At 44.2% G+C, this 14465-nt stretch carries 12 protein-coding genes; 11 read left to right on the top strand and 1 reads right to left on the bottom strand.

Going from position 1 to position 14465, the window contains the following annotated elements:
• The first annotated feature begins 726 nt into the window (after window positions 1-726).
• The 10 genes from AC1DQW_RS05800 (at window position 727) to AC1DQW_RS05755 (ending at window position 12600) form a co-directional block, all read left to right on the top strand.
• Window positions 727-2052, top strand: a complete 1326-nt coding sequence (locus AC1DQW_RS05800) for a toll/interleukin-1 receptor domain-containing protein (protein WP_477420020.1) — start codon at window positions 727-729, stop codon at window positions 2050-2052.
• Window positions 2045-4096: an nSTAND1 domain-containing NTPase gene (locus tag AC1DQW_RS05795; protein ID WP_477420019.1), complete on the top strand. Its 2052-nt coding sequence runs from the start codon at window positions 2045-2047 to the stop codon at window positions 4094-4096. The genes AC1DQW_RS05800 and AC1DQW_RS05795 overlap by 8 nt, the downstream gene beginning before the upstream one ends.
• A gap of 419 nt (window positions 4097-4515) precedes the next feature.
• Window positions 4516-5022: a hypothetical protein gene (locus AC1DQW_RS05790; protein WP_477420018.1), complete on the top strand. Its 507-nt coding sequence runs from the start codon at window positions 4516-4518 to the stop codon at window positions 5020-5022.
• A 42-nt stretch (window positions 5023-5064) separates the two neighbouring features.
• The gene (locus tag AC1DQW_RS05785; RefSeq protein WP_477420017.1) at window positions 5065-5226 is read left to right on the top strand and encodes a hypothetical protein; all 162 of its coding nucleotides are present in this window, start codon (window positions 5065-5067) and stop codon (window positions 5224-5226) included.
• Window positions 5193-6485 (top strand): hypothetical protein, encoded by a 1293-nt coding sequence (locus AC1DQW_RS05780; protein ID WP_477420016.1) that lies wholly within the window; start codon window positions 5193-5195, stop codon window positions 6483-6485. Before AC1DQW_RS05785 ends, AC1DQW_RS05780 begins: the two co-directional genes overlap by 34 nt.
• Complete coding sequence (locus tag AC1DQW_RS05775) at window positions 6466-6702, top strand: hypothetical protein (protein WP_477420015.1); 237 nt, start codon at window positions 6466-6468, stop codon at window positions 6700-6702. The genes AC1DQW_RS05780 and AC1DQW_RS05775 overlap by 20 nt, the downstream gene beginning before the upstream one ends.
• A 319-nt stretch (window positions 6703-7021) precedes the next feature.
• Window positions 7022-7714 (top strand): toll/interleukin-1 receptor domain-containing protein, encoded by a 693-nt coding sequence (locus AC1DQW_RS05770; protein ID WP_477420014.1) that lies wholly within the window; start codon window positions 7022-7024, stop codon window positions 7712-7714.
• Complete coding sequence (locus AC1DQW_RS05765) at window positions 7618-9669, top strand: nSTAND1 domain-containing NTPase (RefSeq protein WP_477453322.1); 2052 nt, start codon at window positions 7618-7620, stop codon at window positions 9667-9669. Before AC1DQW_RS05770 ends, AC1DQW_RS05765 begins: the two co-directional genes overlap by 97 nt.
• Window positions 9670-9683: 14 nt before the next feature.
• Complete coding sequence (locus tag AC1DQW_RS05760) at window positions 9684-10913, top strand: nSTAND1 domain-containing NTPase (RefSeq protein WP_477420013.1); 1230 nt, start codon at window positions 9684-9686, stop codon at window positions 10911-10913.
• Between the two features lie 991 nt (window positions 10914-11904).
• Window positions 11905-12600, top strand: coding sequence for an IS1 family transposase (locus AC1DQW_RS05755; protein ID WP_477420012.1), 696 nt, complete (start codon window positions 11905-11907; stop codon window positions 12598-12600).
• 414 nt (window positions 12601-13014) lie between these two features.
• On the opposite strand, the gene AC1DQW_RS05750 is transcribed toward AC1DQW_RS05755, so the two are convergent.
• A complete protein-coding gene (locus tag AC1DQW_RS05750; RefSeq protein ID WP_477420011.1) occupies window positions 13015-13356 on the bottom strand; it encodes a winged helix-turn-helix transcriptional regulator in 342 nt (113 codons plus the stop codon).
• A gap of 119 nt (window positions 13357-13475) precedes the next feature.
• Here AC1DQW_RS05750 and AC1DQW_RS05745 point away from each other — a divergent pair, with 119 nt between their 5' ends.
• Complete coding sequence (locus AC1DQW_RS05745) at window positions 13476-14345, top strand: SDR family oxidoreductase (RefSeq protein WP_477420010.1); 870 nt, start codon at window positions 13476-13478, stop codon at window positions 14343-14345.
• The last annotated feature ends 120 nt before the right edge of the window (window positions 14346-14465 follow it).

Below are 14465 nucleotides of genomic sequence, written 5' to 3'. Positions count from 1 at the left end.
AAATGTCTAGTTTTAGTATTTTGACACCGCTAATCGTAGTTGCCTTGTTGTCCTTCTCGCGGGCCCGGCCAATCGGGGCCGAAGCCCTCCTATCGCGGTAATTTCGCCTGCTGTTGCCCTTGAAGGGCTAAGCCATATGCTGGAACAATTTGCGAACTCAGGTTGGTTTAGTGATGATATGGTGGTGGCAATGCGACAAGACGATATAAAATCGCGAGAAATGGAGGAGGAACATCTTTCTCTTCCATTCTGAAGCCATTAACCAAGTTATTCCGAAATGCCGAGCAGGAAATCCTTTATACTTCTAACATATTAAATATCTAATTATTAATTGCGATTTTTCTAATCACCAACACAACTCGGTGCTCTAAAGCGCACGGAACAGCTTTGTCAAGCCGCCCAGAATGACCACCTTTCGACCGGGATAGCACTAAGCCCCTTCCTGTCCGATGGAAAGCCGAGAAGAGTTCGGGATGGGCTGAAATGCATCAGCAGGCTTGCGGGCTACTTATTTTGCTACGAAATGTAATTTGTCAAAACTGGTGGAGGACTAGGGGGAACCCTTAGACCTGTTTCATCGTAAATATTTATTGTTTAAAATTTGATAATATTCGAAATATTGCCCAACTTTAATGCTGTAAACCAGGCTATTATACCTTATTCTGTAAAAAACATGCGGTGGCTGCAATAACCAAATATCGTTAATTGATCAAATCCCCTGAACCGATGGATCTCAAAAGCCTTTACCATATTTACAATGCGGACCAACTCGTATTAATTGTTGGCAGCGAGGTGCTCCGGATGCAGGATATGCCCCGGCCCCATGTGAACGGCGATCCCCAGCGGCTGGTGAATAAAACCTTCGAAGAAGCTGCTATTGAACGGATAACTGATCGGTCCAACCTTTCATCCCCGAAAACGTTCAGTGGTATCGCTATCGAGCAACCTGACAAAGGCCTGAGCAGCAACGAGGTGATCGGCGTATACCGGTCATTCCGTGATCGTGACTTCGATAAATCATTGGTTAAAAGCATTGCAAATCTCTCTAAGGTTAGCCTGGTCATTCAAACTTCATTCGATCCTGTTTTAAAAGACGCGCTCGGCAATAACATCGACACTTATGTCTGGAGCAAAGAGTCGAAAGCTCCTATACATTTCGACCTGACAAATGGTAAACGTAAATTATTCTATTTGTTCGGGGACATGGAAAAAGGCATCGCACTATTTGAAGAAGAACAGGTCGACTGCCTGCTAAATTTATCAGCTTCGAACGAGATCAATAAAAAAAACGCACCAAGTGAATATTCTTTTTTGGAATATTTGAATAACAAGACTTTGGTATTTATCGGCAATAACTTTTCGGATTGGTTCATGCGTTTAATGATCAGGACCCTGTATAATAGGCCTATCCCTTCAGAGGCAGGGAAAGCCTATATTATCAATGACAGCGAGGGCGGAATCAAATACCAGCGTTATTTTTTTGATAAATTTAAGATCCAGCTGATTCACGAATACCCGATCGAAGATTTCCTGGAATCCTTCCAGCAGATCATTGATGAGCACGGAAGTTTTAATAATTATTATGACGGTATGCGAGTTTTTATTTCTTATGATCGTCATGACCGGGAATGCGCCTTGCTTATCAAGAAAGCGCTCAATATTAAGCATATCGAAGTTTTTCTGGATACATCAGACATTGGCCTTGGTGAACACGATAAACAAATCACTGCGGCAATCCTGTCGAATGAGACCTGTTTTTTTGTTGCCGTTGTATCCCAATTTATGGTTGAACGCCCAAAAGCCGATTCTTACGCCAAGCGCGTGGAATGGTCAAAAGCCAGTGACCGTTATACGATCAATAAATATTTAGCTGCGACCCCGGATAAAAGCGACCCGACACCATTTGTAATTGTTCCGACAGCGGTCGATGATTTCAGGCCCTACCTCGATAGGCTGCCAAATTTCATTACAGAGAACACCATTTGGCCTTGTGATCCAAAACAGCTAGCTGATTTCATAGAAGTCGAAATAAAAAGACTGCGCCATGGATAAAAACAATCCCTACAAAGGCCTTTTTCCCTATACGGCTGCGGATGAAAAATGCTTTTTCGGCAGAGAGGCAGAAGCCTATGAGCTGGTGGAGATGATTAAAAACAGCCAGCTGGTGATCATATATGGGGAATCAGGAACAGGGAAAACCTCATTGATCCATGCCAAGCTCTTCCCCGAGTTGGAGCGCCAATATTATTTCCCTGTATATATCCGCATCAATTACAGCAGTATGATACCGCCGCTGGAACAATTTAAAAAAATCGTGCATGAAGAGTTGGTCAAATGGGATAAAGAGATCAAAACGTTCCTGCCCGGTGAGACATTGATCGAGTATGCGGCCAAAACCAAGATATTCAACGGCCTGGTCAAACCGATCCTTTTTTTCGACCAATTTGAGGAACTATTCACATTAGGTCCGCGGTATGGGATAGCGGCGGAACTGGATGAGTATGTTTCCCAATTGAGCGACTTGATCGAGATTCGTCTGCCACTGCATCTCACGGCAACAGGATCAACGAGCGAAACAGCGCCAAGGCAGCCACAGCAACGTTCCGCGGATGAATCAAGGGAAAATGTCCTGAATTACACGGTAGTGCTAAGTTTACGACAGGACTTCGTCGCTTATTTGGATGATCTCCGTTCGCAAATGCCGTCGGTGAGTAATAACCGTTACGGCCTTAAAAAATTTACCGTGGCGCAAGCCTTATCAGCGATAGAAAATTCGGTGGTCAGTTCGGCTGCTGATAATAACACCTCGCCCGATGCAGTCGATAAGCGCACGGCTGAACTGATCATCCATAATGTTGCCAAACTTGACTTGGGGGGAAACACTATTAATTCCAAACCAAACGTATCGGGCAGCCAGGCCCGGATAGCAAACGAAGATAACATGGACCGCGTCGGCATTGATCCGACCATACTGAGCCTGTATTGCTATCAATTATTTGAAGAAGCGCCTGGTAGTGATCATGAAAAAACGATCTCTTACGAACAAGTGGAGCGGTCCCCGGCAGCGGCGGTGATCGAGCATTATTATGTAAACAGTTTAAAGAGGAACAAACAACGATATGCGGTTGAAATGTACCTAATCACTTCTGACGGGAGACGGTTATTGTTCCCGTTGGCGGATTTTATTAAGAAATCCGGGCTGAGTGAAGCGGAAGTCAAAGAGCTCCAAAATGAAACCGCTATTTTCCGGACTTATGGAAAAGATGAATTCAGAGAGATCGAGCTCGCACACGACCAGCTGGCCAAAAGGGCGTTGATCAGCAAAAACAAACGGGCGGCTAAGAAGATCCGGCGGAACGCTTTTATCGTTATCGGCTCGCTGGCCTTGGTCGTCGCAACGATTGCGATTGCCGTGCTTATGTTGGTGAAGGAACGGGAAACAACGACCAGTTATAAATATCTTACAAGGAGCATAAAGGCGAGCCAAAACAGTTTGCAACAATCGCTTAACATTAGTAAAAAGCTAATGGATTCCGTAAGAATAAAACAATCATTACTTGATAGCCTTCATCAACGAGAATCTCATTCAACAGTTCAATGGCGAAAGGAAAACCAGGCCCTGGTGCAGCGCTTAGTGTTAAGAGGCGATAGCCTGCGTCAAATTATAGCGACCCTGGATCAGGTCAATAAAGACCTGTTAACCGCTAAGGCGTCGAACAGAACTTTGCAAGGAGAAATTACGAGTTTAAGGTCTACCAGGGTTCCGGCCGAACAAAAAACAAGTAACGCTGAAATACCTAAACAATTATCATTGGCATCCCTTGAGTTTGGGCCAATTTCGCCGGGCAATAGCTTAGCTTTTAAGGAGGATAGCCTGTACGTGATCGTCCGAAGTATAGATAAGCAAAATACTATTGACCTGGCAATTTCGAAAAATCGTGAACCAAATAGTGCTGCATTTTTAAAACAAGGCATGATCAAATTCAAACAGTCATTGTCATTATATTACAAAAATCACTATTTTATAGTTTATTGTTATTACATTTCGTCCAAAAAACAAGTACATCTTGACCTGATAAAAATGAATTTGCAATAAAAATGTTCACAACGTCGTATGTACTATAGGTTATTTATTGGACGATTGTTTAAGACTCTTTTTAAGAGAACGGTAATGTGTCGAAAGCCTGGCGCTGATGCGCACTAGCATGCTGGAAGAGCGCGTGGACGCGCTGGTCTGCATGGGGGGGTATGCTTGAATTTTTTTATTTTGGTGTCCTTAACTACGTTGAGATAGATAAGCAATAAAGACCATAATCAAATCAATATTAAAACTTAAAAACATGAGCGGCATCATTAAAGCCTCGTTGGCCAGGTTGCCCCGGGTAAACCTAATACGGACAGGTCATTTCGAGCAAATCTACCAGCTCTCGAATTAATAAACTCCTGAAAAAGAGGAAAAAAAAGAAAATGTTATTGCCGGTTAATTTTTATAAATTGACTTTTATTTAATTCATTATGCCACAACCCGATCACACTAACCTGCATAAGGAACTGGACCTGATCCAGGACGTCATCAACCGTATGGCGGCTAATTCCTTCCAGGTAAAAACCTGGACGATGGGCATAGTCACCGCCGTGCTAGCCTTTAAAAACGAAGAAATATTTAGCGCCGGTAAAACACACGGCCACCAGGGCGTGTGGATCAGTCTGGTGCTGCTGCTGCCCATCGTTTGTTTCTGGCTCCTGGATGGCTTCTTTCTTAAAACGGAAAAACTCTACCGGGAGATCTACAAATGGGTGGTTGATAACCGTAAGTTTACTACGGACCTTGAATATGACTTAAACACTTACAAGCGACGAATAAATTACGACCCGGCTGCCAATGTGGCTACAGAAAACGATCTGAAAGAAGAGGCCGGCACGATCTGGGATGCACTGTATACCACTACGCTTCCCTTGTTCTATCTGATCCCTGCATTGATCGTTGTCAGCCTGGCCGCCTATAACTGGCTTTCAAAATAAGTCAAACACCGAAATGAGTAAGCCTATAAAAATTCCGCCAGTATGTCCAAAATGATCGTGCCTTATTACCAATTCGACGTTGCCATATCGTTTTCTGGGAGCGACCGGCGAATTGCCCGAAGTATTGCAAAAGCTTTAAACAAGAAGGATATCACCGTTTTTTATGACGAATGGGCTCAGCATCAGCTTTGGGAAAGGACCTAACCAGCTACCTTTCTAACATCTTTTCGTCGCAGGCTTTGTTTTGCATGCCGCTGCTCTCCAAAAGTTATTTGCTAAGCACCTGGGCGAAGTTCGAGATCCACTCGGCGCTTTCGGCCAGTAACCGGACCATAGAGTATATACTGCCCGTGGTGATCGATGATACCGATATTATGGTTATTTCCAGAAATATCGGCTACCTGAAATATGAAGATCATAAATCTACAGGCGTTGCCAAAATGCTGAAGCTCAAATTGGAGGCTTTAAGGCCCGGTCAATTCCATCCGGATCCGCCGGCACCGGTACAGGAAGTGGGGGAACCGGCCTTTGCCACCGGCTTCAATCGCATACCCTTCTCCGCCATCACTAAAATTACGGAGCAGGAGATTGTCGACCTCTCCGAGCATACCTATCTTGATTCACCGCCGCTGGTACGCGCGCTCGTTGCCGAGCGGCTCGTGCGCTTTCTTGGCTTTAAATACGCAATTTATTCCGGTCCCGCTTACACGGCCTGGCGTAAAAATAATAAGCTATTCCTTTCCACTCTGCCCCAGGTTGGCACGAAAAGTTCCTTGGGGCAAAAAACACTGGAGTTTGAAATCCAGGACGCACCGCAAAAAACGCTGTATCTTTTAGCAGAATGGGTCCCGGACCCGCCGGATTGGGGGCCAATCATGAGCGAGGATTTTCATCAGCTGTTTACTGGCCTGATGGCCAACCGGTCAGGTTTCGATATGCAAAGGGAATCAACATTGCATTATTTGAAAGAACAGAAGGTCAACTTTCGTTTCCCGATCGTACCCTTCGGCAAAGAAGCTGAGGTATTCTGTGAATGGCGTCGGGAAGAACCACCAAGCCTGTTTTTCGACTGGGATCGCAATCCTAGATTAACCGGCCCGGGGATCGGTGTCTGGACGGATGTATATCATGCTGGTACCGGTATGCTGATATTTGTGTTACATGGCAGTTGGAAAAATGCCGCGCTTTATCAATTGGAAGACTGCCTGGAGCTATACCTACCCGGCCAGTACACGCGAATGCCCGTCACAAATGGGTCCATGCGCTTTTGTATCTATCTGAGCAACGAAGGTCTTGTAGCCAAACAGGCAGCTCATTCTGACTGGGACGACCTTTATCGGCGGGTAAGTTTACTATTCCTTGCGCTGAGCCGTATGACAGCCGCGCAGGACGATATCCGTGTTCCGGTCCTCAGCTGGCCTAAAGATCCCAGAGGTCAGTACTTTGAACAAAAACCTGTTTGAGCAGGCCGTAGCGGCTATCGGTCCTGGTGAATATCCCCGGGGGATAAAAGACCGATTATACGGCAATGAACCGGAAGGCTGGTGTGTCCTGCGTCACTCGCCAAGCGGTGAATGGCGAATGAACGGTTCGATTGACCGATTCAAGTGGGGCGTGCTGGTCACCGTTAATGAAACGCTGGATTACATTGCAAGCCTGGAGAAAGAGCTGCAGCATTAATATACAGAAGAACACCCGTATGACTTACCTAGCTATGCCGGAAGAGCGAAAATCCCGTAGAGGCTAAAATACATTCGATCGATCCGGAAGAACAAGCTGGCGTGATCCTGGAAGCCCTGTCCTTTGCCGGAATGCGGGCTGATAAAACGATATTGCTCATAAAGAATTAATTCCTTACCATGTTAGGTATATGGCATTTAACAACCAATTATTCTACCGGGCCCTTATTAGAACAGATAGAAATACCCGGCCGGCTGCCGGCTTTTGACGCAGGAGGAAGGTGCTCCATAATGGAATAAAATTTTTATCTTTAATTCCTATGGAACCCAAGCCCATATTTATCAATTACCGCAGGGACGACGGGCTGGATACGGCCCAGCTGCTGCAACTGCGCCTTGAGCATATCTTTGGCGAAGGAACCACCTTTCTGGATACGGATAGCATTTTCCCAGGGGATGAATACCCGGTGCGCCTGGAAAATGCGGTAAAAGCGGCCAAAGTGATAATCGTCATGATCGGCACTCACTGGACCGGGTCCGATCCTAGAAATAACAAGCTGCACAACCCGGAGGACTGGGTCCGGAAAGAGCTCGAAATAAGCCTCAGCGACCCAAAAAAAATCATCTTACCCGTCTTTATCAAAGGGGCCAGCGCCGAGCAGGCATTCGCAGGAATACCGGCTCATCTGGACAAACTGACCAAACTAAACGACGTCCAACTGCGGGAACGACAATTCAAAAGTGACCTTTTAGCGATCCTGCCGCACATTGAACGGCATCTTTCCTTGCGAGACCCACTCGGCGAACTACCTTACGATACCTCTCGTTATTTCTTCCCTAGACAGGGACCTTTTAAAGGTTTGGCCTATTTTACCGAGGAGGATACCCGGATCTTTTTTGGCCGCGGGGAAAAGAGATCCGGAAGCTCTTTCTCAAAATCACCAATGACCCTTTCGTGTTTTTATATGGTAAATCCGGCGCCGGAAAATCATCTCTGCTGTTTGCCGGGCTGAAACCCCGGATGGAATACCAGGGGTGGGAAGTTTGCTATATCCGGCGGGAAAAATCACGCACAATCGCAAAACAATTAACGGTCCGCCTGGACTTACAAAGTTCCCCTGGCAAACTGCTGATCATACTCGACCAGGCAGAAGAGATCATGACCGATCCGTCGACTGCGAACGAGGCTGAGGCGGAGCTGATCGAACTGGCTGTCGCCGTCAAAGCCGCGCTGGACCAGGGCTTTCATGTGTTGCTTGGCTTTCGGAAGGAATACCTGTCGGATTTTGAAAAATTATTTGCCGGCCGAGATTACCTCAAAATTTACCTGGAAGCACTGCAGACGAAAGGGGTTCTGGAAGCCATCCAAGGAATCACGCTCAACCAGGACGCCAAAGCTTATTATGAACTGGAATTCGCGGACGGACAGGTCCCGGCCCTGATCGCGCAAAGCGTATACGTCGATGAAGACTCACATGTCGCGCCGCTTTTGCAAATGATCTTGGTCAAAATGTGGGATAGGGTGGCCTCCAATTCACCCAGGGTCTTTGACAAAACCTTGTTGGCGCGCGTAAAAACAGATAGTTTACTGGACCTGATCACCGGTCAGATCGCGGCCATCGGAGCGGTCATCCCAGAGAAAGTACAGAGTGGGCTCGTCCTGGATATCCTGCATACTTTCACGACCACGCGGGCCACCGCCGGTACGAAAACGCCCGCAGCTTTGAAGAGTCAATACCGGCATATCGAGATCAACGATGTCCTGAGCGAGTTAAAGAATAAATACCTGCTGACCGATAACGATATTGGCGCAGGGAATAGCTTGCGCCTTGCACATGATGCGCTGGCGCCGTTGATCCGGGAACTTCATGCGTTGTCCGCATTGCCGGGCCAGAAAGCCTCTCGGCTGCTCGACAGCAAGCAGCAGGAGATAAATTCCGGTGGCCAGACTGAATTCAGCCGGCTTGACCTAGCCATTATTGCATCCGGCAAACATGGTATGCGGGCGCTGACTGAATCGGAACAGAGGGCTATCGACAAAGACAACCAACGGATCACTAAAGAAGAAAATGAAAAGCGGCTTCTGGAAGAGCGAAGACAAAAAGAACGCCACCGCGAAGAATTTGAAAAAGAAAAACTCGGTTCGATGTTCTTTAAGCTCAATACAGAGACGCTGAACGGCTTTGCGAAAGACATCAAAAAGGGAGCTGCAATCTTAATTACCGGCGACCGGCTGATCTTCAACTCCAAGGGCGAACCATTAGTCAATGAATTGTTCAGAGAAGCCAAGGGAGCCATCGGTCATGAGCATACGCCGGATGAAGACCTCCACCTGATCAGAACATCCAATAGCAGGGATCAGCAATGGTTCGTTCGGGCGCTTGAAGGTATTTTTAAAAATGCAACGGTTCCCGATAGTCCTTTTCTGAATCAGCTGGCAGCAATCCCTTTTTCATGCTGTATCAATGTCTCGTTCGATACGTTTTTAAAACAGGTCTTCTATGATAAGGGTTATGAATTTAAGTTTGAAGTACTTTCCCGGCACAATGCAACCACAAAACAGACATTTACTACTTCCGGTGACGACACTTTACTCTTTAACTTAGTCGGCTCATCGGAAAACGCTTGGGGTATTCCGCTTCGCGAGGAAGATATGTATCATCAGATCACCTCCATCCAACGCAATGAACACTTACCGGACCAACTCCTGTTGGCGATTAAAAAAGCCAATACTTTGATCGTTATCGGCGTGAATTGGGATTCTTGGTACGTCCAGTCATTGATCCGGTGGATCGTCAGTGATTATAAAAAATATCAGCAAATATATACCTGCAGGAATAGGGTCACTGCAGAAAATGCCGCCTTTTTAAAAAATATGCCAGTAATCGCTTTTGATTTGAATGAAACCGATTTTGTCGATTTGCTTTACCAAAAGGCAGGGAGCCCCGGCAGACCAAAAATATCGTAAATTAACCAATTCGAATGATCACCAACCAATCATACCGTTTTCCCGGCATTCGGCCTTTTGGGTTTGAAGATGCCCCAGTCTTTTTTGGGAGAGACGATGAATTAGATCATTTGATCACCAAAATAGATCTCCATCCTGTTACTGTTTTGTTCGGCGAAAGCGGATGCGGTAAAACCTCACTCGTTAATATTGCACTTGGCAACCCAAAGACAAATCACTTGTTAAAAATACACTGGAGAGCGGCCATGGCCTGGAATTCCGAACAAACCGTTGTCACTTCCCTAACCAGCCGCGTGGACCAGGAAGCTGGATCCTGGGACAAGATCGCTGAAAAACTCCGGCAGGAATTCGGGCTGGGTTTATGGCTGTCCCTCAAGAACGCCCTGCTGCAACAGGAAGATGGTCGAACCGGGATTGTTTTGGTCATAGATCAATTCGAGGAATTCTTTTTCTTAGCCGGTGAGGCGGCCGATGGATTCAAGGTCGCTATCGCTGAAGTACTTCAAGTCCGTATTCCGCGGCGCTACCAGGACTGGCTCCTGAATAACCCCGAAATTTCGGATAACGACTTGAAGCGATGGGACAGCCTCGCCGACATCAGCCTGGTCTTAGTTATCCGCTCATCAGAATTCGCCCGGTTACACCAGCTGAGCGATGCTATACCTGCGATATACCGGAATCCCATCGAATTGAAGAATCTGTCGGTTATTCAGGCCGCGTCGGCTATAACCGGCCCAGCGGGCGTATCGGGAAGTTTTGCTTCCGCCCCTTTCAGCCTCACACACGATGTGCTGGAAATCCTCTTGCAATCTCTTGTTGATGTAGAAGGAAGGATCAGCCCGGTACAACTACAGATTCTGGCCAGCTCGCTCGAACTAGCAGCCTCCACTGATGGACAAGTTATGAACGTCGACGACGCAAACTATTTTATTAAAAGTGCGATGGACCGTTTTTATCACCAAGCGCTGAAACGGTTACGGCCAGACGAATTGAACCAAGCATTACACCTCCTTGAGGACCTATTGATTCTTAATAACCACCGGTTATTGATGGACGTCGAGGCGTTGTCCGACAGCCACCTCATCCCTCGGACGCTCATGGAAGAGTTACAGCAATCCAGTATACTGCAATTCAGCAGCAATCATCTGGGACGGCTCAGCTGTGAGATTAGCCATGATTTTTTTATCCCGCCGATTCTAAACTATAAAGCAGAAAGGTCGGCACATCCGCCATGGAAACGCTAATCAGGCAAAAATTAAACAGTCTCTTCCTGTTGCTTATATAATTTTAGGACGGGTTTAAAAATCAATACTGTTGGTAAAATATTGTATATTATCTGAACCGGCATAACAAGGCACTCCCGAAAATAAGCCTCTGGAACTAATTTGAGATTCCAAGCGAAGTTATATTGAATTACATGCAAAGGCAGATCAGGTATAAAATATCGTTAAATATGTTGCACGGAACGAAAAACTGATCGCCTCCCTCCAATGAGAAAAGGTGGTGTTTCCAAAGTAATGGATACACCACCTTTTCTTGTTGTATGATTGTCTTTTCCAGTAAAAGTTTAAAAACAACTCTTATTTCGAAAAGAATTTAACCAGGAGATATAAAGATAAAGCCGGTGGCATTTCGTCCAGGTGAGCTAAGCAGAACTTACGAATGCTTTTCATAGCCTGGTCAAGGTTCCATTTGACGGTTTCGGGGATACGTTGAGCTGCTGGGCTACTTCTCCCCTTTTCATTTCTTGTTGTTTGATTAGGATGATTGGACGTTTGATATTTCAACACTATATTCAATATCTTGATCGCAAAAGCTTATCAGTCGTTTGATGGTAATCCAGTTTAATATTTTTAGTTCTATAAGTTAGAATTCACTGAACACATATTCATAGACCAACTCTAAAAAGTAATCCAAGTTAATGTACCTGAATGCAAGTATGTAAATTATATTACTATGTTAAAAAAAGCTTTTAATCAATATTTTCCTATATTTGGTTTAACAATTAGAGTCATTTACTATTGCGTTATTCGTAGAGTAAAGGACTTTTGAAAATGTAAAATACTGATTATCAATATACAAGAGGGCAATGTATCAATCGTGTTGTTATTAAATTAATAATCTGATAATCAAGAGCAATAAAAATACACCACATTAAATTTTATTAAAAAGGATGGTACTTATGTACCATCCTTTTTAATTTAGGCGATTATTTAGACTGTAAGTGCCTGGAAAGTGAATACGTGTATCAAAGCTGTTGTTAATTCAAATTGTCATCATTGTTTAGGGCCGACCATCAAGTTTGGCAAAATCCGGAATCAACAGCGTTACCATTGCAAAAGTTGTAATAAGACTCAATTATCAGATTACTTAAAAAAAGCATATACACCTGGCACCAATTCCTACATTATTAATCATGTCAAAGAAGGTTGTGGGATAAGGAGTATAGCAAGGTTGTTGAATATCTCACCAAATACGGTTATCCAGAGAATTAAGAATATTGCCTCAAATATTAAGAAACCACCTATTAACACAAACAGGGTGTATGAAGTAGACGAGTTAAAAACCTACATCAAGAAGAAAAGCGCGGAATGCTGGGTGATTTATGCTTTGGATAAGCAAAATGGGCAGGTAGTTGATTTAAAAGTGGGGCGGCGCACCAAAATAAATCTACAAAGAGTTACTGATACCCTTTTATTATCGAAATGCAAGCGAATTTATACTGACGCTTTGAACACCTATCGTCAAATTATACCAACTAAACTCCACAAAGTAAAACGTTGCGGCACCAATAAAATTGAGCGTAAAAACCTAACTCTTCGCACTTATTTGAAACGGTTTAATAGAAGAACAATCTGTTTTTCAAAAAGTATAAGCATGTTAGAAGCTTGCTTAAAAATCTATTTTTGGCAGGATACAGTTGCTGCCTGACCACCAGGTGACCTTCTTTCATTATTCTATTACTTTAACAACCTCATGAATACATTACCACCCTCTCCCCTTTTTACCTATAAATCAATAAGTTAAAATGACCGTTTACTTTGTTCACCTTTTTGTTCGCAGCCGACCCGATTTTTATTTATAAGAAGTGCACCCACCTGGGTAAACACTTATCTCTATTTTGAACTGATTATCAATCGCTTACGAGTTACACAAAAGACCTGGTAGCCGCTTAGGGGTATCACCTCTCTGACTTGTACAAAAATTGCGTTTCTGTGCTAATTTCGCAACTTTTTGAATTATGGTCCCATGTTCGAGCCTCCTACCAGGGTTCGAACCTGGGTTCTAAATATTTCCGTTGGCAGTTTTATAATTAAGGTGTATTGAAAAACTCAAAATAATCGATTACCCAACGTTAATCGATCGGGCATTCAATACCATTTCCTGGCCCCAGGTTGCCATATGTATTAGTAACGGCCTAACACTTTTCCCCAACTCGGTTAAAGAATATTCTACACGGGGCGGGATTTCCTTAAATTGTTGGCGGTTTATTAATCCATCCGCTTCCAGTTCTTTCAGTTGTTCGCTCAACACTTTTCGGGATATAGACGGCATCCTAGCGGCTATTTCACCAAATCGCCTGGTATGGTCCGATAGATGAAAAAGAATTATTGGTTTCCATCTTCCTCCGATCAAAGTTATCGTAGCCGTAACCGGGCAAGGCTTATTTTCAACTTTATTTTCCATTAGTCACATTTAGGTTACCACTATTTTCCATTGTTACCAAAAGGTAACAGTTACTTTTTGAAACTATCATTGGTAACTTTGTGTAACAAAGATAAATATTTAATATAAATTAAACAATTATGATTTTAGTAACAGGTGCAACAGGGCATTTAGGAAATGCAGCAATCCGTTCACTTTTAGAAAAAGGTGTTCCGGCTAGTAAAATTACCGCTTTGGTAAGAGACGAAAACAAAGCAGCAAATTTAAGTGAACAGGGTGTTCAGTTAAAAACAGGGAATTACAATGACTATAACTCCCTTGTAGATGCCTTAGAGGGTGTGGATAAGCTCTTTTTGATCTCTTCCAATGATGTGGCGGCAGATACGCTTTTGCAACATAAGAACGTCATCAACGCCTCTAAGGAGAATGGTCTTCAGCACATCGTTTATATAAGTCAGGAAATTAAGGATGATGAGACAACAGCCATTCCATTCGTAATTCAGGTTCATAGAGCTACAGCTGAATATATAAAAGAGACCGGAATTGCCTATACCATATTTAACAACTCGCTTTACGCTGACTCGATCGGCAAGTTTTCCGGGGAAGCATTTTTGGAAAAGGGTATTTTTTTTCCAGCCGGCGATGGAAAGGTTCCTTTTGTTCCCAGGACGGATATTGGCGAAGCCGCAGCTGTGGTGCTTACCACTCTCGGACATGAATATAAGACCTACACAATCACCGGAAATAATGCTTATTCTTTTGAAGAAATAACAGGCTTCCTAACACATATTACTGGTAAAAAGGTAACTTATTTGAAGCCTGAACTTGATACTTACAGCAATGCTCTTGGAAAGGCCGGCGTTCCGAAAGACGTTGTTGGATTCTTAGGCGCATTTTCTACTGCGATAAGAAATGGTGAGTTCGATACGCAGAGAAGTGATCTGGAACATTTATTGGGAAGAAAACCAACGGAATTAAAGGAATTCCTTAAAATCACTTACGGTAAATAAGTTCCGTAAGCGGGGTTACACATAATGAAAGATGGACAAGCTTAAAATTCTTTAGTCGCTTTTTACTTTATGGGACGCCACCAATAAGTGAATAAAGCAAAGGCTGTTATCATACGTATG

This window comes from Mucilaginibacter sp. P5_A4 (assembly GCF_056400605.1).
Note: the sequence above shows the minus strand (reverse complement) of the source record. Positions and strands in the feature narration are given on the sequence as shown.